This is a genomic window from Gordonia sp. CPCC 205515 (genome assembly GCF_048537925.1).
Classification (GTDB): Bacteria; Actinomycetota; Actinomycetes; order Mycobacteriales; family Mycobacteriaceae; genus Gordonia.
The window spans coordinates 1-19,982 of record NZ_JBCLVJ010000011.1 but is presented as its reverse complement, the minus strand read 5'-3'; the positions used below and the strand labels follow the sequence as shown (position 1 = coordinate 19,982).

The 19,982-nt window shown below is 67.8% G+C and carries 17 protein-coding genes and 1 pseudogene; 11 read left to right on the top strand and 7 right to left on the bottom strand.

The annotated features are described in order from the left end of the window. Positions 1-10: 10 nt before the first annotated feature. From soxR to AAFP30_RS17575, 6 genes are read left to right on the top strand one after another with little or no spacing between them, the layout of a single operon-like run. On the top strand, positions 11-460 hold the full coding sequence (soxR, locus tag AAFP30_RS17600) for a redox-sensitive transcriptional activator SoxR (RefSeq protein ID WP_419231274.1): 450 nt from the start codon (positions 11-13) through the stop codon (positions 458-460). A gap of 9 nt (positions 461-469) precedes the next feature. Then, on the top strand, positions 470-1,399 hold the full coding sequence (locus tag AAFP30_RS17595) for a patatin-like phospholipase family protein (RefSeq protein WP_419231273.1): 930 nt from the start codon (positions 470-472) through the stop codon (positions 1,397-1,399). Next, complete coding sequence (locus AAFP30_RS17590) at positions 1,396-2,628, top strand: MFS transporter (RefSeq protein ID WP_419231272.1); 1,233 nt, start codon at positions 1,396-1,398, stop codon at positions 2,626-2,628. The genes AAFP30_RS17595 and AAFP30_RS17590 overlap by 4 nt, the downstream gene beginning before the upstream one ends. A 47-nt stretch (positions 2,629-2,675) precedes the next feature. Next, positions 2,676-3,902, top strand: coding sequence for an arginine deiminase (locus AAFP30_RS17585; protein WP_419231271.1), 1,227 nt, complete (start codon positions 2,676-2,678; stop codon positions 3,900-3,902). Then, positions 3,899-4,279 carry a GntR family transcriptional regulator gene (locus AAFP30_RS17580; protein ID WP_419231270.1) on the top strand — a complete coding sequence of 127 codons (381 nt, stop codon included), beginning with the start codon at positions 3,899-3,901 and terminating at the stop codon, positions 4,277-4,279. Before AAFP30_RS17585 ends, AAFP30_RS17580 begins: the two co-directional genes overlap by 4 nt. Positions 4,280-4,311: 32 nt before the next feature. Next, a complete protein-coding gene (locus AAFP30_RS17575; RefSeq protein WP_419231269.1) occupies positions 4,312-6,045 on the top strand; it encodes a BCCT family transporter in 1,734 nt (577 codons plus the stop codon). Here the strand turns inward: AAFP30_RS17575 and AAFP30_RS17570 are convergent. After that, on the bottom strand, positions 5,981-7,501 hold the full coding sequence (locus AAFP30_RS17570; RefSeq protein ID WP_419231612.1) for a dolichyl-phosphate-mannose--protein mannosyltransferase: 1,521 nt from the start codon (positions 7,499-7,501) through the stop codon (positions 5,981-5,983). The genes AAFP30_RS17575 and AAFP30_RS17570 overlap by 65 nt on opposite strands. Before the next feature lie 95 nt (positions 7,502-7,596). On the opposite strand from AAFP30_RS17570, the gene rsmI reads away from it, so the two are divergent. Further along, positions 7,597-8,448 (top strand): 16S rRNA (cytidine(1402)-2'-O)-methyltransferase, encoded by an 852-nt coding sequence (gene rsmI, locus AAFP30_RS17565; RefSeq protein WP_419231268.1) that lies wholly within the window; start codon positions 7,597-7,599, stop codon positions 8,446-8,448. On the opposite strand, the gene AAFP30_RS17560 is transcribed toward rsmI, so the two are convergent. The 5 genes from AAFP30_RS17560 to AAFP30_RS17540 all read right to left on the bottom strand — a co-directional run bounded on the left by AAFP30_RS17560 (position 8,378) and on the right by AAFP30_RS17540 (position 15,571). Continuing rightward, on the bottom strand, positions 8,378-9,511 hold the full coding sequence (locus tag AAFP30_RS17560) for a GAF domain-containing protein (RefSeq protein WP_419231267.1): 1,134 nt from the start codon (positions 9,509-9,511) through the stop codon (positions 8,378-8,380). The two genes, rsmI and AAFP30_RS17560, sit on opposite strands and share 71 nt — an antisense overlap. Before the next feature lie 177 nt (positions 9,512-9,688). Next, positions 9,689-10,867: an aminodeoxychorismate synthase component I gene (locus AAFP30_RS17555; RefSeq protein ID WP_419231611.1), complete on the bottom strand. Its 1,179-nt coding sequence runs from the start codon at positions 10,865-10,867 to the stop codon at positions 9,689-9,691. A 10-nt stretch (positions 10,868-10,877) separates the two neighbouring features. Then, complete coding sequence (metG, locus tag AAFP30_RS17550) at positions 10,878-12,410, bottom strand: methionine--tRNA ligase (protein ID WP_419231266.1); 1,533 nt, start codon at positions 12,408-12,410, stop codon at positions 10,878-10,880. A gap of 102 nt (positions 12,411-12,512) precedes the next feature. Then, positions 12,513-14,864, bottom strand: coding sequence for a glycoside hydrolase family 65 protein (locus AAFP30_RS17545; RefSeq protein WP_419231265.1), 2,352 nt, complete (start codon positions 14,862-14,864; stop codon positions 12,513-12,515). After that, complete coding sequence (locus tag AAFP30_RS17540; protein ID WP_419231264.1) at positions 14,861-15,571, bottom strand: beta-phosphoglucomutase family hydrolase; 711 nt, start codon at positions 15,569-15,571, stop codon at positions 14,861-14,863. The genes AAFP30_RS17545 and AAFP30_RS17540 overlap by 4 nt, the downstream gene beginning before the upstream one ends. A 112-nt stretch (positions 15,572-15,683) precedes the next feature. Here AAFP30_RS17540 and AAFP30_RS17535 point away from each other — a divergent pair, with 112 nt between their 5' ends. The 4 genes from AAFP30_RS17535 to rsmA all read left to right on the top strand — a co-directional run bounded on the left by AAFP30_RS17535 (position 15,684) and on the right by rsmA (position 19,488). After that, positions 15,684-16,526 (top strand): PhzF family phenazine biosynthesis protein, encoded by an 843-nt coding sequence (locus AAFP30_RS17535; RefSeq protein WP_419231263.1) that lies wholly within the window; start codon positions 15,684-15,686, stop codon positions 16,524-16,526. After that, on the top strand, positions 16,523-17,419 hold the full coding sequence (locus AAFP30_RS17530; RefSeq protein ID WP_419231262.1) for a TatD family hydrolase: 897 nt from the start codon (positions 16,523-16,525) through the stop codon (positions 17,417-17,419). The genes AAFP30_RS17535 and AAFP30_RS17530 overlap by 4 nt, the downstream gene beginning before the upstream one ends. Positions 17,420-17,506: 87 nt before the next feature. Next, positions 17,507-18,637 carry a transglycosylase family protein gene (locus AAFP30_RS17525; RefSeq protein ID WP_419231610.1) on the top strand — a complete coding sequence of 377 codons (1,131 nt, stop codon included), beginning with the start codon at positions 17,507-17,509 and terminating at the stop codon, positions 18,635-18,637. Beyond that, on the top strand, positions 18,601-19,488 hold the full coding sequence (gene rsmA, locus AAFP30_RS17520; RefSeq protein WP_419231261.1) for a 16S rRNA (adenine(1518)-N(6)/adenine(1519)-N(6))-dimethyltransferase RsmA: 888 nt from the start codon (positions 18,601-18,603) through the stop codon (positions 19,486-19,488). Before AAFP30_RS17525 ends, rsmA begins: the two co-directional genes overlap by 37 nt. A 339-nt stretch (positions 19,489-19,827) precedes the next feature. Here the strand turns inward: rsmA and AAFP30_RS17515 are convergent. Further along, positions 19,828-19,982 (bottom strand): annotated as a pseudogene (locus tag AAFP30_RS17515) (HNH endonuclease); the annotation flags it as partial.

Here is a 19,982-nt window from a genome sequence, read left to right as displayed (position 1 = left end):
GCCTGGAGGCGTGTCGGTCCGGAAGCTGGAACTATCGGTCGGCGAGCTGGCGGAGCGTGCCGGGATCGCGCCGTCGGCCGTCCGGTTCTATGAGGAACAGGGGCTGATCTTCAGCCGTCGCACCGCAGGCAACCAGCGGCGTTTCCATCGCGCGATGCTGCGTCGGGTGGCGTTCATCCGGGCGTCGCAGACCGCGGGCATCCCGCTGTCGGTGATCGCCGAGGTCCTCGCCGAACTCGGCGACCACGAATCCCCGTCGACCCAGATGTGGGAGGCCGCGTCGCGCCGATGGATCGACGACATCAACGAGCGGATCGCGCTCCTGGAGAACATGCGCGACATGATCGGCTCCTGCGTCGGCTGTGGCTGCCTGTCGCTGCGCGAGTGTCATCTGCTCAACCCGGGCGACGAGATGAACAAACTCGGACCGGGACCGCGCCGCCTGCTGCGGGATGGTTAGGCTCGATCAATGGCCAAATCCACCCGCGTCGCGCTCGCATTGGGCAGCGGTGGGGCCCGGGGCTACGCCCACATCGGGGTGATCACCGAACTCCAGTCGCGCGGATTCGACGTCGTGACCGTCGCGGGGTCGTCGATGGGCGCACTCGTCGGTGGCCTGCACTGCGCCGGAAAACTCGACGAGTACGTCGAGTGGATCACCGGCCTCACCCAGTTCGACGTGGTCCGGCTGGTGGACGTGTCACTGTCCAAGCCCGGCGTCATCGGCGCCGAACGCATTCTCACCCGGGTTCGGGAGATCCTCGGCGACACCGTCATCGAGGACCTGCCCGTACCGTTCACCGCCGTCGCGACCGACCTCAACGTCGGTCGTGCCGTCTGGTTTCAGCGAGGCAGCCTGGTCGACGCGATCCGCGCGTCCATCGCGATTCCGGGAGTCATCAGTCCCCACGAATACGGCGGCCGCCTGCTCGGCGACGGCGGCATCCTCGACCCGCTCCCGGTAGCGCCGACCTCGGCCGTGTCCAGCGATGTGACGATCGGTGTGGTGATCGGCTCCGACGGCGGACCCGAGGACGGTGCCACTCGCGAACCGAAGACCAAACGGCTGCTGCGCCGCAATGTCGCGCCGCTGCTCGACAGCGACTTCATGCGGTCGGTCCGCGACCGCTTCGGCATCGAGGACCCCGAGTTCCACGCGGCGGATGAGACGTCGGACACCCCGCAGCGCATGGGCCGGATCGAGGTCCTCAGCCGCTCGCTGGACATCATGCAGGAGGCGCTGACCCGCTACCAGGTGGCCGGCTATCCGCCCGACATCCTGATCCGGGTACCCCGGAAGTCCGTGCGCACCCTCGACTTTCACAAGGCGCCGGAGATGATTGCGCTCGGCCGGACGCTGACCGCGACGGCCCTGGATCAACTTCCCGAGCTCACGTGAAGCAGATACCCCGCGGGATCTGGGTGCTGCTGGCCGCCAACGTGGTCATCGCCCTGGGCTACGGACTCATCGCGCCGGCGTTGCCGTCCTTCGCGCGCAGCTTCAACGTCAGCTTCACCGCCGCATCGGCGGTGGTCTCCGCGTTCGCCGTGATGCGGCTGATCTTCGCGCCCACCGCAGGTAGGCTGATCACGGTCTTCGGCGAACGCCGCATCTATCTGATCGGACTGCTGATCGTCGCCGTCAGCACCTTCGCCACCGCCTTCGCCCAGGGCTACTGGCAACTGCTGCTGTTCCGCGGTGCGGGCGGCATCGGGTCGACGATGTTCACGGTGTCGGCGATGGCCCTGCTGATCCGGATGGCGCCGGGTGACATCCGTGGACGTGTCTCGGGGTACTTCTCCGCCGGATTCCTGATCGGCAACATCACCGGACCACTGATCGGCAGTGCGCTGATCGGGTTCGGCCTGCGGATGCCGTTCGTGGTCTACGCGATCGCCCTGCTGATCGCCGCCGCGGTCGTCGCCACCCAGTTGCGCGATCAGGGCGGGCGACCCGACCCCGCGGCGCCGGCCGCCGCCGGTGTCATCGCCTTCCGGACCGCGGTGCGCAACCGCACCTATCGCGCCATCCTCGCTTCCAACTTCACCCAGGGGTGGGCGTCGATGGGGGTGCGGGTCGCGGTGGTCCCATTGTTCATCACCGACGGACTGGGAGAGGGACCGGCGATGGCCGGCGTCGCCTTGGCGATGTTCGCGGTCGGCAACGTCATCGCGATCATCGTCGCCGGCCGCCTCTCCGACAGCGTCGGCCGGCGGCCCATCATGCTGCCCGGCCTGGCGATCACCGCGGCCGCCACCGCCGGACTCGGCTTCTCCCCGAACATCATTGTCGCGCTACTGCTGTCGATGGCGGCCGGTGTCGGCTCCGGACTGTTTGCCCCGACCCACCAGGCGGCGCTGGCCGATGTCCTCGGCAACCGTCAGCAAGGCGGGTCGGCGCTCGCGGCGTACGGCATGTCATCGGATCTCGGGGCGGTGTCCGGGCCGATCATCGTCGGGTTCGTCGCCGACCGCGCCGGGTTCACCCCCGCGTTCGTCCTGACCGGGGTGGTGGCCGCCCTCGCCTTCGTGATGTGGCTCTTCGCCGCCGAAACCGCGCCGGCCGTCGTCGGCGAAGGCCATCCGCACCTGACCGACCCCGACGCGACCGAACCGCCGCGGGCGTAGCGCGCGCCGCACGGTGCGATCGGCGCCCACCGATTACCGTGAATCCAATGAGCGCAGCTGCGGACTATGCCCTGGGTTCCACCTCGGAGGTGGGCCGATTGCGCGCCGTCATGCTGCACCGGCCCGGTGACGAACTGCGTCGCCTGACCCCGCGCAACAACGACCAACTGCTCTTCGACGGATTGCCCTGGGTGGCCCGCGCGCAAGAGGACCACGATGCCTTCGCCGACCTCCTGCGTTCGCGCGGCGTCGACGTCTACCTCCTCGGTGATCTGCTCACCGAGACCATCGGTCGCAGCGGCGCCGCCCGCATTCAGGGGATCGCCGCCGCGGTCAGTGCCCGACGGCTCGGCAATCACCTCGCCGAAGACCTCGCCGGGCATCTGCGGGCCCTGCCCGCCGCCGAGCTCGCCAACATCCTGATGGCCGGCCTCACCTTCGACGAACTCCCGGTGACCCCGTCGACCGAGTCCGCCTCCCTGGTGCGGCGGATGCACCACGGCCCCGAGTTCGCCATCGAGCCGCTGCCGAACCTGCTGTTCACCCGCGACAGTTCGTTCTGGATCGGCCCGCGCTTCGCCATCACCTCACTCGCCCTGCCGGCCCGCGCCCGCGAGACCTCGCTCACCGACCTCATCTACGCCCACCATCCCCGCTTCACCGGCGCACGACGCGCCTACGAGTCGCAGGTCGCGCCCGTCGAGGGCGGCGACGTGCTGCTGCTCGCGCCCGGCGTGGTGGCCGTCGGGGTGGGGGAGCGCACCACCCCGGCCGGCGCAGAAGCGTTGGCGCGCAGCCTCTTCGACGACGACCTCGCGCACACCGTGCTAGCCGTGCCGATCGAGCAGGCACGGGCGTTCATGCATCTCGACACCGTGTGCACCATGGTCGACGTCGACGCGGTGGTCATGTATCCCAACATCGCCGAACACATCACCGCGTTCACGCTGCGACGCGCCGCCGACGGCACGGTCACCGTCAGCGGTGCGCGCCCCTTCGTCGAGGCGGCCGCCGACGCGATGCAGATCGACAAGTTGCGGGTCATCGACACCGGACTCGACCCGGTGACGGCCGAACGCGAACAGTGGGACGACGGCAACAACACCCTCGCCATCGCGCCCGGCGTGGTCGTCTCCTACAACCGCAACGTCGAGACCAACCGGCGGTTGCGCGACTCCGGGATCGAGGTGCTCGAGATCGACGGCCGGGAACTCGGCTCCGGGCGGGGTGGCCCACGGTGCATGTCCTGTCCGCTGGCCCGCGACGAACTATGAGCGCCACGCCCGTCGACGTCGCGGCGATGCTGACCATCGACGACTCGACCGCACCCTATGAGCAGATCCGGGCCGGCGTCGTCGACCTCATCGCCCGCGGCGAACTGCTCGTCGGGCAGCGGATGCCGACCGTGCGTACCCTCGCCGCCGACCTCGACCTCGCACCCAACACAGTCGCCCGCAGCTACCGCGAACTCGAGGCGGCCGGCGTCATCGAGACCCGCGGCCGACACGGCTCCTTCATCAAGGCGGCGCAGCACACCGCTGTCGAACAAGCCCAGCAGGCAACCGTCGATCATGTGACGGCGCTGCGTGCGCTGGGTATCGACGACGTCACGATCGTGAAACTCGTGGAACAGGCCGTCGCTTTGGGTTGAAGTGGACGTCCCGACTTTGATTGGGTGATCTGATGACAACCGAACAACGATCCGACCGGCCTCCGGAGGAACTCTCCAGCGCCCGCAACCACCAACCCAGGCTCGACTCGTGGGTATTCGGGATCACGGCGGCCATCGTCATCGGGTTCGTGGTGTGGGGTCTGGCCGACAAGACCGGACTGAAGGACGTCGGCGACACGGCACTGGCCTGGATTGTCGACAACCTCGGGTGGCTGTTCATTCTGTCGGCCACGTTTTTCGTGGTGTTCGCGGTGTTCCTCGCGCTCAGCAAGTACGGACGCATCCCGCTCGGCCGCGACGGCGATGCGCCGGAGTACCGCACGATCAGCTGGATCGCGATGATGTTCAGCGCCGGCATGGGCATCGGCTTGATGTTCTTCGGCGCGTACGAGCCGCTGTATCACTTCGTCAACGCACCGCCGGAGCTGACCGAACACGACATCCGCGCAGCCATGGCCACCACCATGTTCCATTGGGGATTCGATCCCTGGGCGATGTATGCGGTGGTCGGTCTGGCGATCGCCTACAGCACCTACCGCTGCGGTCGTGGGCAGCTGATGAGTGCGGTGTTCTGGCCGCTGCTCAAGGAACGCTCGAACGGGCCGATCGGCAAGGTCATCGACATCCTCGCGATCTTCGCGACCCTATTCGGCACCGTCGCCTCGTTGGGACTCGGCGCACTGCAGATCGGTTCGGGGCTGGAGAAGGTCGGATGGGTCGACTCGCCGTCGACGATGCTGCTCGTGGTCATCATCGCCGTGCTGACCGCGGCGTTCGTGGCGTCGGCGGTATCCGGTGTGGCGCGCGGTATCCAGTGGCTGTCCAACATCAACATGGTGCTGGCGCTGATCCTGGCGGTCTTCGTGTTCGTCGTCGGGCCGACGGTGTTCATCCTCAACCTGCTGCCCACCACGCTCGGCGAATACCTCAAGGATCTGCCGTCGTACTCGGCACGGTCGGCGGCCACCGTCGACGACGACGGTCAGAGCTGGCTGGCGTCCTGGACCATCTTCTACTGGGCGTGGTGGGTCTCCTGGACCCCGTTCGTCGGACTGTTCCTCGCCAAGATCAGCAAGGGCCGCACCATCCGCGAGTTCGTGATCGGCGTGATGGTCGTGCCCACCACCGTGTCCCTGGTGTGGTTCTGCGTGTTCGGCGGCACCGCGATCCGGCAGGAGACCGATGGACTGAACCTGCCCATGGAATCCAGCGAGGACACCCTGTTCGACGTCTTGGCCAACCTGCCGTGGACGGGTATCGCGTCCGCACTGGTCATGGTGCTGGTGGCGATCTTCTTCGTCTCGGGCGCGGACGCCGCGTCGCTGGTGATGGGTTCGCTGTCGCAGCGCGGCACCCACGAACCGTCGCGGGCGGTGACGATCTTCTGGGGTTCGCTGACCGGTGCGGTCGCCGCACTGCTCCTGGCCATCAGCGGCGACGACGCACTGAGTGGGCTGCAACAGATGGCGATCATCGCCGCCCTGCCATTCGTCATCGTGATGCTCGCGATGTGCCTGTCGCTCTACCTCGACCTGCGTCGCGATCCGCTGATCGTGGCCCGTAACCACATCAGCGAACGGGTCGACGAACAGGTCCGGCAGACCGCGATCGACATCGAGAGCGGGTCCTTTCCGGCCATCGATCCCGACGCGGTCAATTCGGTGAGCGAGACGAATCCGGTCAGCCCCAACTCGGCAACCAGATCTGCTGATGCCACTGAGCCGGGGAGATCGGACTCCCGGTGAGGATCGGCCACAGCCAGACGAAGTTGGCGACCACCAGGCCGACGTAGATCGCCACCACGAGGACCGCGAGTGCATGCCGTTCCGGGCGTGCGCGCGCGGTCCGCGCGGCGGCGGCCAGCAGGTCTCCGCAGCACAGCGCCAGGCCCATCACCAGGAACGGCGCCAGCACCGTCGCGTAGAAGAAGTACATCTGTCGGTCGATGTCGGCGAACCACGGCAGGAATCCTGCACCGTAGGCGGTGAGTACCGCCGCGTACCGCCAGTCGCGGCGAATCACCCAGCGCCACAGTCCCCAGGCGAGCATCGGGACCGCCAGCCACCACATCGCCGGTGACCCGATGAGCATCTGCGCCCGCACGCACTGGCCCGCGCCGCACTGGTCGGGTCCATTCTCGATCGCGTAGAGCATCGGGCGCAGACTCATCGGCCACGTCCACGGCTTCGACTCCCACGGATGGTGGTTGCCGGCCGCGTTGGTCAGGCCCGCATGGAACTGCAGGATGCCGGCCTCGTAGTACCAGAGCGAGCGCCACGCACCGGGCACCCAGCCGAATGGCCCGCCCACCCCGATCTGATTGCCCACCTGATAGCGGTAGACGGCCGTCTCGCTGTTGAACCACGGGATGAACGTGGCGAGATAGATGACGATCGGCAGCACCGCCAGACTCAGCGCCGAGGGCACCAGGTCTCGACGCAGCACCCCCATCCAGGGGCGGGCCACGTGATAGGCCTTGCGGGCGGCCACGTCGAAGCCGAGTGCGAGTGCGGTGAAGAACAGCACGTAATAGATGCCCGACCACTTGGTGCCGCAGGTCAGGCCCAGCATCACCCCGGCGGTGAACCGATACCAGCGGAAACCCAGCCGCGGCCCGAAGTCGGAGTCGGGGATGCGGCCTTCGACGTAAACGCGATGCATCCGGGCCCGCACCTGATCCCGGTCGGCGATCAACGCGGCGAATGCGGCGACGACGAACACCGCCTGGAAGATGTCGAGCATCCCCATCCGTGACTGCACGAACAGCACGCCGTCGCAGATCGCGAACACCCCGGCGATCGCGCCGATCAGCGTCGATCGGGTCATCCGCCGGACCGCGCAGTAGACCATCACCACGATCGCGATACCGGCGATCGCCGACGAGATCCGCCAGCCCATCGGCCCGTAACCGAACACCGCCTCGCCCGCGGCGAGCAGCCATTTCCCGACCGGCGGATGCACCACCAGGCCGTAGGCCGGGTTGTCCTCGATCCAGTTGCCGCCGGTCAGGACCTGCCAGCCCTGCGGGACGTAGTGCTTCTCGTCGAACACGGGGGTGCCGTGATCGGTCGGCCGGGTCAGTCCCCACAGCCGGGTCGCGGTCGCCGCCAGGAAGATGATCACCCCGACGACCAGCCCGCGGCGCCGGTCGGGTGCCCCGAACAGCGGTGTCGGGATCTCCGGGCCGGGACGGGTGCCCAGATCTTCGGCGAAGCCCTGATCGTCGAGTCGATGATCGACGGCGGGGGCGGTGGTCACCCCGACGATGGTAGCCACTGCTCGTAAGCTGATCTGCGATGAACTCCCGTGAACCGGCCGGCCGACTGATCCTCGCCGCCACCCCGATGGGCCAGATCGACGACGCGTCCCCACGGCTGCGGGCCGCAATGTCCACCGCCGACATCGTCGCCGCCGAGGACACCCGCCGCGCCCGTACCCTGGCCGCCTCCCTGGATGTGACCATCGGCGGCTCGCTGGTCAGTTACTACGACCAGGTCGAGGCCGCGCGCACCCCGGGACTCGTGGACGCGATCGCGGGCGGGTCGACGGTCCTGCTGATCACCGACGCGGGCATGCCGTCGGTCAGCGACCCCGGGTTCAAGCTCGTCGCGGCGTGCGCCGAGGCCGGACTCCGGGTCACCTGCCTGCCCGGCCCGTCCGCGGTGACGACCGCGCTCGCCGTCTCGGCGCTGCCGTCGGAACGCTTCTGCTTCGACGGCTTCGCGCCCCGCAAGTCCGGCGCCCGCCGCGAGTGGCTGGCCACTCTCGTCGAACAACCGCGCACGACGGTGTTCTTCGACTCGCCGCACCGGCTCGCCGACACCCTCGCCGACGCCGTCGAAGTCCTCGGACCGCAGCGCCGCGCCGCGGTCTGCCGAGAGCTCACGAAGACCTACGAGGAGGTGCGTCGCGGCACGCTCGCCGAACTCGCGCAGTGGGCGGCCGACGGGGTGAAGGGGGAGATCACCGTCGTCGTCGAGGGCGGGACGCGACGCGTGCGCGACCTCGACGAACTCGTCGACGAGGCCGAGACACTCGTCGACGGGGGTATGCGGCTGAAGGACGCGTGCGCGGCGGTCACGCGAGACGGCGATGCCTCGCGTCGCCAGGTGTATGAGGCGGTGCTGGCGCGACGCCAAGAGCGTTGACGTCGGGTGCGGTGGTGACCGAGCCGGGCGCGATCTGCAACGTGACCCCGGGAGCGAGTCGGTAGGGGCGACTGGCCAGCAGCGCCCCGACCACGCGCCGCAGCCGCGACATCTCGGCGCGGACGGTGACGACATGCCCGGTGTCGCCGAAGATGAGCCGGCTCAGCCGCGCCGACGTCAGCCCCGACTCCTTGGCCTCGGCGAGCAGCAGCAGGATCTGTGCGTGTCGTCGGGTGAGGACGGTGCGCCATTCATCGCCGTCACCGGCCACCGTCAACGACGGTTCACCCCGCAAATCCAGTTCGGCCACAATCGGATTCGACGGCCCGACCCGGCGCAGCAGCCAGCCGCTGCCGACCGCGGTGGCCACACAGGTACCGATGCCGGGGACGAATTGATGTGCGCCGACATCGGGTGCGGCGACCGCATCCGGCGGGGTGCAGCCGCGGCTGTCGGCGATCCATCCGTCGCGGTCGACGAGTAGTGCGGGGCCACGGGTGGCGGCCAGCTGAGCGCCCGCCGACTTCCGGAGTTCGGCCAGCGACCGGTGATGCGCCGCGACGACCTCGTGTTCGGCGAGCGCCGCCATGGTGGTGGCCAGCGCGGTGGACGCCGGCTGCACATGGTCGGCCGGTCCGGCCAGCCCGACGACACCGAGCAGTACCCCCGTGCGCGGATCGTGGATGGGTGCGGCTGCGCAGTAGAGCCCGTGCAGCGCACTGTTGTAGTGGTCGGCGCCGACGACCCGGATGGGCCGACTGTCCGCGATGACCAGACTGATAGCGGTCGTGTTGACCGACGCCTCATCCCAGACCGCACCCTCCACGAGTTGCAGCTGATCGGCGACGGCCAGCCACCGGGCCTCGCCGGCCCGCCACAGCAGGACGCCGTCGGTATCGAAGACACCCATCGCCAGGTCGGTGTCGTCGTCGGCCTCGTTGAAGATCAGCGCGAGCCGGTCCATGCCGACCGAGAGCGGATTGATCTTCCGCCGTCGGGCGACCTCCTCGGGTGGGACGTGGCGCGGGGCGTGGGTGTCGGGATCGAGTCCGCGTCCCGCCACTCGCGCGTGGGACGCAGCGATTTGCCCGCGAGCGCCGACTGACGTTGCGTGATCGATCCCGGATTCCATCTTCTTCCCGACTCCCGACTTCCAGCCCCGCGTCAGCTCTCCGTACTGAGCAGTATGGGGGCGGCGTGGGGTTCATGCTACCGCAGAGATAGTTGCGGATCGCATCTGCTATCCACTGACGGGTGGCCCGAAATGCCCGATTATGCTGGACGCCTTGTCCAGGCACTCCTGCCATTCGCGCGCCGGATCCGAGTCGATCGTGATGCCGCCACCGACACCGAGAACTGCGGTGCCGTCGGGCGCCAGCGCCACCGTGCGGATCGCGACGTTCAGGTCGAGGCCGCGCTGCGGCCCGGCCATGCCGACCGCTCCGCAGTAGACGCCCCGCGGCTGGTCCTCCCACTCGGCGAGCAGTTCGGCGGCGCGGATCTTGGGGGTGCCGGTCACCGACGCCGGCGGAAAGGTCGCCCGCAACAACTCGTTGTTGCCCACCATCGGATCGAGAATCGCCTCCACCCGCGACACCAGGTGCCACACTCCCGGTGCCCGCACGACCGCCAGCAGTTCGGGCACCCGCACGGAGCCGGTGACCGCCACCCGGCCCAGGTCATTGCGGACCAGGTCGACGATCATCACGTTCTCCGCAACATCTTTGGCCGACGACGACAACTCGTCGGGGGCGACGTCGGCGGCCACGGTGCCCTTGATCGGCGACGACGACACGATGTTTCCGGTGCGGCGCAGGAACGTCTCCGGCGAGAAGCTCGCAACTGTGCCCCAATGACCTTGCAGGAAAGCAGCTTTCGCGGGCATCGTCGAGCCGGTCAGGGACGCGAAGAACTCCGCCGGGTCGCCGGTGACCCGGCCGGTGAACTGCGTGCACACGCACGCCTGATAGACCTCGCCCGCGCGGATGGCCGCGAGGCACTGCTCGATCGCCGCCAGGTGCGGATCTCGTTGCGGGGCAACCCACTCCGCACTCCACGTGCGTTCGGTCGGAGGTGGGGTGGGCTCGTCGAGCGCCTGCTGTATCCACGACGGGCACGGTGCGTCGTCGACGTTCTCATAGGACCACCGGCCGCCGCGCAGCACCAGGATGTCGCCGGTCAGGCCGCCAACCGCCGTCGGCAGCGGGGATTGCATGGCGCGCACCGGGAATCCAAGGTGACCGAACCAGAATCGGCTCGGGTCGTCGGGGGGTGCGAGGCCCGGCCGCAGGCTGATCGACGGTGCGATCACCGCGTCGGCGCCCCACCAGTCGCCGACGAGCGCGGCCGGCGGCGGAAGGCCTGCGGCACGGGTGGACGCGCGCAGCGTCCTCAGCACATCGAGCGCCGGCGCGGTCACCACGCTGCGATCACGCCTCGTAGCGGGGGAACACCGGTGACGGCTTGGGCAGCACGGTTCCCGGTGCGAGGCGGTCGGCGATGGCGGTGAAGTCGCGCCGCTCGGGATCCACCAGCAGCAGATCGAGCATCGTCTGAGTCGAGGTGGGCATGATCGGCTGCGCCAACAGGGCGACGACGCGCACCACCTCGGCGCACACGTAGAGCACGGTGCCGGTGCGGTCGAGGTCGGTTTTGGCCAGCTTCCACGGTTCCTGCGCCGAGATGTACCGGTTGGTGTCGGCGAGCACCGACCACATCGCCTCGATCCCGAGATGGATCGCCTGCACGTCGAAATGCTCACGCACCGTGGACAACAACGCGTCGGTCTTCTCGAGGAGTGCGGTGTCCTCGGCGGTGTGGTCGCCGGGTGCGGGTACCGTGCCGTCGAAGTACTTGGCGATCATCGACAGCGTCCGCTGGGCCAGATTGCCGAATTCGTTGGCGAGGTCGGCGTTGATCCGGGAGACGATGGCCTCCGTCGAGTACGAGCCGTCCTGGCCGTAGGAGACCTCGCGGAGGAAGAAGTAGCGCACCGGATCGAGGCCGTACTCGTCGATCAGGTTCTCCGGGTCGACGACGTTGCCGACCGACTTGCTCATCTTCTCGCCCTTGTTGAACAGGAAGCCGTGCGCGAACACCCGTTTGGGGAGTTCGATGCCGGCGCTGAGCAGGAAGGCCGGCCAGTACACGCAGTGGAACCGGATGATGTCCTTGCCGATGATGTGCAGATCGGCCGGCCAGTACCGCTCCAGCGTCGCGGGATCGTCAGGGAAGCCGACGCCCGTCAGGTAATTGGTGAGTGCGTCCACCCACACGTACATGACGTGATCCGGATGATCCGGCACCGGCACACCCCAGTCGAACGTGGTGCGCGAGATCGACAGATCGGTCAGACCGCCCTTGACGAAGCTGACCACCTCGTTGCGCCGCACGTCGGGTCCGATGAACTCCGGACGCGTCTCGTAGAGCTCGAGCAGCTTGTCCTGATAGGCCGAGAGCCGGAAGAAGTAGGTCTCCTCCTCGGTCCAGGTGAGGACATGGCCGTTCTCGGTGGCGACCCGCTGGCCGGCGTCGTCGACGGTGGTGTCGGCCTCCGCGAAGAACATCTCGTCGCGGACGTCATACCACCCCGAGTACTTGTCCAGATAGATGTCGCCGGCGTCGGACATCCGCTGCCAGATCGCCTCCGACGCCCGCTGGTGATCGGCGTCGGACGTGCGGATGAACCGGTCGTAGCTCGATCCGAGCCGGTCCTGCATCGCCTGGAACCGATCCGAGTTGCGGTTCGCCAATTCCGCCGTCGCGATCCCCTCGGCCTCCGCCGTCTGCTGCATCTTCTGGCCGTGCACATCGGTGCCGGTCAGGAAGCGCACATCGAACCCGTCGAGCCGCTTGAACCGGGCCAGCGCATCCGCCGAGATGTACTCGTACGCGTGCCCGATGTGCGGCGCGCCGTTCGGATAAGCGATCGCGGTCGTGAGGTAGTACGGCGAGCCGGTCATGTGCACTTACCTTAGTGACCCCTCTTGCAACGCTCACAATCGATCGCGAGATCACCACCCGACCCGATCCGAGACGCGTGCGTTGAGAGAACGTGACCCCGCTTAATCGAACCTTCTATACGGCTCGCACCCCGGCGGCGCCTTCGGCGGCTCCCGCCGCACCAGATCCGGGATGCCCTTGGACACCGGAGTGCTGGTGAGCAGGAACCTCTCCCCGTGATGCGCCAACTCGATCTCGGGGCCGGACAGCAGTCGGTAGGTCGCCTTCTCGGTGTCCACCGCAACCACGATCTTCGACTCGCGCACGACCATGCGGAACGACAGGTACGAGAGCCGGCCCGGTAGGCGTGGCGCGAAGGTGATCTTGCCGCCGAAGTCGCGCATCCCGCCGTAGCCGGCCACGCAGTCCGTCCACGCCCCGGCCAAGGCCGCGATGTGCAGGCCGCTCGACACGTTGTTGTGCAGGTCGTGCAGGTCGGTGAACACCGACTCGCACATGAGGTCGTAGGACAGGTCGAGGTAGCCGACCTCGGCCGCGACCACTGCCTCGCAACACGCCGACAGCGACGAGTCGCGCACCGTCAGCGGGTAGTAGTAGTCGAAGTTGCGCAACTTTTGTTCGGGGGTGAACGACGACCCGAAGCTGTACATCGCGAACACCAGGTCAGCCTGTTTGACCACCTGCTTGCGGTACAGGTCGTAGTACGGATAGTTCAGCAGCAGTGGGTATTTGCCCACCGAAGCCTCGAAATCCCAAGCGCCCAACAGGGTGAACGACTCACACTGCTGATGGACACCGAGATCTTCGTCGAAGGGGATCGTCATGTCGTCGGCACACGACTCCCAGTGTGCCGCCTCGGCGACCGTCACCCCGAGTTCCCGGGCCACGTCCGGACGACGGTGCACTGCCGCCACGGCGTCCCGAAGGTTTTGTTGCGCAGCAAGATTCGTGAACACATTGTTGTTGATGACGGCGGTGTACTCGTCGGGTCCGGTCACGCCGTCGATACGGAACTTGCCGTTCACGTCGTGGTGGCCGAGGCCGGCGAACAGACGCGCCGTCTCCACCAGGAGTTCGACGCCGCACTCGGTTTCGAACTGTTCGTCGTCGGTCGCGCGCAGGTAGCGGGCGGTGGCGTTGGCGATGTCGGCCGAGACGTGCACACCCGCGGTGCCCGCCGGCCAGTAACCCGAGCACTCGTCGCCGTTGATGGATCGCCACGGGAACATCGCCCCGCGTTGCCCGAGTTCGGCTGCCCGGGACTTGGCCTTGTCCATCGTCGCGTGCCGCCACCGCAGTTCTTCACCAGCCGCCGCGGGGACCGTGTAGGTCAGCATCGGCAGGATGAAACTCTCGGTGTCCCAGAAGGTGTGGCCGTCGTACCCGGGTCCGGTGAGTCCCTTGGCGGGAATCGCCCGCGACTGGCCGCGAGCACCCGCCTGCAGCACGTGGAACAGTGCGAAGCGCACCGCCTGCTGCAATTCGGGATCGCCGTCGAGTTCGACGTCGGCATCCCGCCAGAAGTCTTCCAGGTAATTGATCTGGTCGGCTTTCAAAGCGTCCCAACCGGTTTCCATCGCCATGGCCAGTGCGGCGTCGACCTGGGCGCGCAACGCCGGCACCGAGCGGCGCGCCGACCACCCGTAGCCGATGTACTTGGTCAGCGAGAGTTTCTTGCCGTGCGGCACATTCGCGGCGACGGTGAGGCGTGCGAGGTCGGGGTCGGCGCGGATGAATGCGTCGGCCCGGTCCGGGAAGTCGATCTCGTGGTCCATGCCGGCCGCGACATGCAGTCCCGACTTCTTGGTGTGATGGACCAGCATGCCCCAGTAATTCCGGCACGCGTGCAGATCCGACACCAGCGGAGCGTCCAGGGCGGCGGCCAGGCGTGGATCGTTGCCGGGGGCGGGCACCGGTTCGTTGGCCAGCAGATCCGACTGCAGCACCAGCTTCATGTCGTCGTCGACCGGTTCCACCTCATAGTGGATCGCGGCGATGGTGCGTTTGGTGAACGACACCAGCCGCTCCGACCGGATCCGGACGGTGCGGCCGGTGGGGGAGGTCCACAACGTGTTGCGACGCAGGGTGCCGGTGCGGAAATCGAGCACGCGCTCGTGTTCCTCGGTGCGGCCGTAACGCAGATCCATCGGTTCGTCCTCGACGAGGAGCCGGATGATCTTGCCGTCGGTGACGTTCACCACGGTCTGCCCGGATTCCGGGTAGCCGTAACCACTCTCCGCGTACGGCAGTCCCCGCTGCTCGTAGAAACCGCTCAAGTAGGTACCCGGATGGTCGACCGGCTCCCCCTCCTCGAACGTGCCGCGCAATCCGATGTGCCCGTTGGACAATGCGAACAGCGTCTCGGTCCGACCGAGGACGTCGGTGTTGAGGCCACGCCACCGCAGTTGCCATGGGTGGATGTCGAACCCTTTTTCCCAACCGCTCGCGGTCATGCGGGGAGCAATTCGTCGAGATCGGTCACGACCCGGCTGGCGCCGGCGGCGGCCATCGCCTCCGCCTGCCCGCCGCCGACCCGGTCGATGCCGACCACATAGCCGAACTTGCCGGCCGCCGCGGCTTCGATGCCGGAGATCGCGTCCTCGAATACCGCGGCCTGATCTGGGGTCACCCCCATCAGTTCCGCCCCCAACAGAAAGGAGTCGGGCGCGGGCTTACCGCGCAGACCCCGCTGTGCGACCTCGAGCCCGTCCACCCGCAGCTCCACGAATTCGGTCAGGCCCGCTGCATCCAGCACCGCTGCTCCATTCTTCGACGATGTGACAACGGCGATGCGCAATCCGGCATCCCGCGCGGCTTTCAGATAGCGCACCGAGCCAGGGTAGGGATCGACGCCGTCGGCCTCCAGGTTGGCGACGAACTTCTCGTTCTTCTCCCTGGCGATCTTCGCCATCTCCTCATCGGTGGCATCGTCGATGCCTCGCGAGTGCAAGAACCCGCGCACTCCGTCGTCGCGTGGCCGTCCGTCGACGTAGTCGAGGTAGTCCTTCTCGGTGAACTCGACGAATCCGTCCGGGTCGCGAGCCGACAAGAAATCGTCGAACGTCTGCTTCCAGGCGTGGCGATGTAAGACCGCGGTACTGGTCAGCACACCATCAAGGTCGAATAGGGCGACTGTCGTGACATCTGGCAATCCCAACACGTCACGAACGCTACCTGTCGCGGCGGTTGCTGGCGCGCTGAAATCGCATGCGGACGGTGTCGCAGATGAAAACCGTTTGGAGTTCCCCGATGCCGCCCGCGACGATGGACCGATGAACCGCAGATTCGCCCAAGTCGATGTGTTCTCTGTCGTCCCGGTCGCCGGCAATCCGGTGGCCGTCGTCATCGACGCCGACGGGATCGATGACGACGCGATGGCGGCCTTCGCGCGGTGGACAAATCTCTCCGAGACAACCTTTCTGCTGCCGCCGACCACCGAGGCCGCCGACTATCGACTCCGCATCTTCACTCCGGGCGGCGAGTTGCCGTTCGCCGGGCACCCGACCCTCGGCTCCGCTCATGCTTGGCTCGAGGCCGGCAATGAACCCAAGGGCGAGCGGATCGTCCAGGAGTGCGGGGTCGGGCTGGTGGAGGTGCGGCGTGACGGTGCCCGCCTGGCGTTCGCCGCCCCGCCGCTGACGCGGTCGGGTCCCGTCGACCGGGACACGGTGCGTGAGGTCGCTGCCGCGCTCGGCGTCGACATGTCGGAAGTGGTTGCCGCGCAATGGGTGGTCAATGGCCCCGAGTGGATGGCCCTGATGCTCGGCTCGGGCCGGCGGGTGCTCGAGGTGGAACCCGACATGGCCGCGCTCGGCACACACAACGTCGGACTCGTCGGACCCTACGACGGCGGACTGCCCGGGGAACCCGAGGTTCGCTACGAGGTGCGGGCGTTCGTGCCGGGAGTGGGCGTACCCGAGGATCCGGTCACCGGCAGCCTGAACGCCGGCATCGCAGTGTGGCTGCGCGGCGCCGGACTCGCTCCCGAGTCGTACGTCGCGGCGCAGGGAACCGCACTCGGCCGTTCCGGTCGCGTACACATCATCGACGACGGCACCGACATCTGGGTGGGCGGTGCGGCCGGCACGGTCATCGCTGGCACAGTGGTGCTGTGACAGATTCGGCCGAGACCGGAAGCAACAGCGAGACCGAGAGCAATAAGGCCGCCCGGAAGCGTCGTCGGCGGGAGCCACCGCCGGACCCGTCGCCGCTGCCCGGACTCGTCGACGCGCACACCCATCTCGCTGCGTGCGGCGGACGAGACCCCGAGAGTGTCCGCGCCATCCTCGATCACGCCGAACGTGTCGGCGTCGGGCAGGTCGTCACCGTGGCCGACGACATGGTCGACGCGCGCTGGGCGCTGGACGCCGCGCGCTGGGACGAGCGAGCCTTCGCCGCGGTCGCACTCCATCCAACCCATGCCGCCGAACTCGACGACGCGGCGAAGGCGGAACTCGAGACGATGGTCGCCGATCCCCGCGTCGTCGCGGTGGGGGAGACCGGCCTCGACTACTACTGGCCGGGGAAGTCGGAGACGTGCGCCGGCCCTGATGTCCAGGCCGAGGCATTCGCGTGGCACATCGATCTGGCCAAGCGGATCGGCAAGCCGTTGATGATCCACAACCGGGAAGCCGACCACGACCTGCTCGACATCCTGGCCGCCGAAGGTGCGCCGGGCACCGTGATCATGCACTGCTTCTCCGGTGACCAAAACGTTGCACGGGAATGCGTCGATCGCGGCTACCTCCTCAGCTTCGCGGGCACGGTGAGCTTCGCCAACGCCGGTGAATTGCGGGAAGCGGCGCGGCTCGTCCCTGACGAACAGCTCCTGGTGGAGACCGACGCGCCGTTCCTGACGCCACATCCTTATCGTGGCCAGCCAAATCAGTCGTATTGCCTGCCGTATACGGCTCGGGCACTCGCCCAGATCCGCGATACCGACGAAAGTGAGATGTCTCACATCCTGGGGCGTAACGCCAGGCGCGCCTACGCGATGCCTTTGCGATAACACCACCTTCTCGTTATCGTACTGTGATCCCGCTGCCCTGGGGGATGTGTTCTCGGGGTCTGCTGGATGCCCTTGTCCCCGAACAGGATGTTCATCTTGTCTGTTGTCGCACGCATCAACGAGTCCCAGTCCACGCGCGCTCGAGTCGCGGTCGGCGCCATGCTGACCACCCTCACCGCAGGCGGCGTGATGGGCGTGGCCATGCACAAGGACGTCAAGCTGGACGTCGACGGCCAGGTCCGTGAGGTCTCGACGATGGCGTTGTCGGTCGACTCGGTGCTGCGGTCGCAGGGACTGACGCCCGTCGACGGCGACCAGATCTCGGCCGCATTGGACTCCGGCGTCTCCGACGGCCAGACCATCACCGTCAACCGCGTGAAGACCGTGACCCTCGATGTGGACGGACTCCGCAAGAACGTCAAGACCACTGCGAACGAGGTGACCGATCTGCTCGATCACCACGGACTGCAGGGCAGCGTGGACGCCACCAATTTCGCGAGCGTCGACCCCATCCCCGTGTCCGGCGCCGTGGTCGACGTCGTCACCCCCAAGCGGGTCAAGCTGACCGACGGGGTTGTCACCTGGCGCCCGACCGTCGCGGCGAAGACCGTCGGCGATCTGCTGGCCGCCACCGGTAAGCCGCTGTCGGGCGAGGACAAGGTCGTTCCGGCCGCCAACACCCCGGTCACCGAGAACATGAAGATCGTGGTCACCCGCATCCGCACCGAGGAAGCCACGGTCAACGAGCGCATCGCGCCCCCGGAGATCACCAAGGAAGACCCGACCCTGGTCCGGGACCGTCGCGTCGTGCTGAACCCAGGCAAGCCCGGTCAGCAGGAGGTCAAGTACGAGCTGACCTGGGTCAACGGCAAGGTCGTCAAGCGCAGCAAGCTCGACGCGTCCGTCCTCGCCCCGCCGAAGCCCGCCACGGTCAAGATCGGCACCAAGGCGGGCGCGCCGTTCGTGGCCGCCGGCTCGGTGTGGGATTCCCTCGCCCAGTGCGAGTCCACCGGTAACTGGGCGATCAATACCGGTAACGGTTTCTACGGCGGCATCCAGTTCGACCAGAACACCTGGGACCGCTGGGGCGGCCAGGAGTTCGCCCCGCGCGCAGATCTCGCGACCCGCGAAGAGCAGATCGCCATCGCGAGCAAGACCCAGGCCGCTCAGGGCTGGGGCGCGTGGCCGTCCTGCTCATCGAGTCTGGGCCTGCGCTGAGCGACGAGCCGCGGCTCCTCGGCCCCGCCCAGATCCGGCAGCTTGCCGACGAACTGGGCGTTCGCCCCACCAAGACGCTCGGCCAGAACTTCGTCCATGACGCCAACACCGTGCGTCGGATCGTTGCCGAGTCCGGCGTCGGACCCGACGACACCGTCCTCGAGGTCGGTCCCGGCCTCGGTTCTCTGACTCTGGCACTCCTCGGAGTAGCCGGGCGGGTGATCGCCGTCGAGATCGATCCGGTGCTCGCCGGCCGACTGCCGACGACGATCACCGAGTTCGCGCCGAGCCGGGCCGACGCCTTCGACGTCATCACCGCCGACGCCATGAGTGTGTCCCGCGACGACCTGCCCGCTGCTCCGACCGCTCTCGTCGCCAATCTGCCATACAACGTCGCGGTCCCGGTGTTGCTTCATCTGCTCAGCGAATTGCCGAGCATCACAACGGCACTCGTGATGGTGCAGGCCGAGGTCGCCGACCGGCTCGCCGCCGGGCCGGGCAGTCGTACCTACGGGGTACCCAGCGTGAAGGCGCGCTACTTCGGCACCGTCAAGCGTGCCGGCGCGGTGGGGCGCAACGTGTTCTGGCCGGAACCCAAGGTCGAATCCGGTCTCGTCCGCGTCGACCGCACCGATACCCACTCCCGCGATCCGGAGATCCGCCGCCGGGTCTTCGCCGTCATCGACGCCGCATTTGCCCAGCGCCGCAAGACAATGCGGTCCGCGTTGGCCACGTGGGCGGGGGGAGCCCCCGAGGCGGAACGTCGACTCCGCGCCGCCGCCATCGATCCGAGTGTTCGCGGTGAACGGCTCGACGTCGACGATTTCGTGCGACTCGCGGCAGTCGACTGACCCCGAGGACCCCCTGCGGGAGTTCACTATTCGGTTCTCAAAGATCGTGCGCGGTCCCGATCGTCGTCGGGTGCGCGGGAAATGTGCTGAGCTCTTCGCTGGTTGAGCCGTCCCGAGGGTGTGCCCCCTACCGCTGGTTGAGCCGTCCCGAGCCGCCAGGCGAGGGGCGTGTCGAAACCCGCTGCTACGGTGGGCTTCTCGCTGCCGGGTGGCCCTTCGTGGCTCGGCTGGCGCCTCGCACCTCAGGGATCGATGGATCCCCGATGATCGATGACCCTCTTGCTCCCTGAGGAGCCGCGAGGGACCCGCGAGCGTCACGAAGGGGCCGGTGACCGTTGTTCACGCCGCGACCCGGTCGTCGAGGGTCATGGCGCGGCGGTTGTAGGCGGGGATGGGTTGTCGTCGTGGATCTCTCGAGGCGGGCGGGATGAGCCAGGGGTGCCCATCAGCACCCATGATGATGTCCCACCCGAGGTGGTGGACGTCGGCGTGAC

Excerpts from the sequence above, each read along its gene's own strand:
- rsmI (WP_419231268.1), top strand. The coding sequence starts at position 7,597 with ATGAACTCCCGTGAACCGGCCGGCCGACTGATCCTCGCCGCCACCCCG.
- AAFP30_RS17585 (WP_419231271.1), top strand. The coding sequence starts at position 2,676 with ATGAGCGCAGCTGCGGACTATGCCCTGGGTTCCACCTCGGAGGTGGGC.
- AAFP30_RS17545 (WP_419231265.1), bottom strand. The coding sequence starts at position 14,864 with ATGACCGCGAGCGGTTGGGAAAAAGGGTTCGACATCCACCCATGGCAA.
- AAFP30_RS17580 (WP_419231270.1), top strand. The coding sequence starts at position 3,899 with ATGAGCGCCACGCCCGTCGACGTCGCGGCGATGCTGACCATCGACGAC.
- metG (WP_419231266.1), bottom strand. The coding sequence starts at position 12,410 with ATGACCGGCTCGCCGTACTACCTCACGACCGCGATCGCTTATCCGAAC.
- AAFP30_RS17535 (WP_419231263.1), top strand. The coding sequence starts at position 15,684 with ATGAACCGCAGATTCGCCCAAGTCGATGTGTTCTCTGTCGTCCCGGTC.
- AAFP30_RS17575 (WP_419231269.1), top strand. The coding sequence starts at position 4,312 with ATGACAACCGAACAACGATCCGACCGGCCTCCGGAGGAACTCTCCAGC.
- AAFP30_RS17525 (WP_419231610.1), top strand. The coding sequence starts at position 17,507 with ATGTTCATCTTGTCTGTTGTCGCACGCATCAACGAGTCCCAGTCCACG.
- AAFP30_RS17595 (WP_419231273.1), top strand. The coding sequence starts at position 470 with ATGGCCAAATCCACCCGCGTCGCGCTCGCATTGGGCAGCGGTGGGGCC.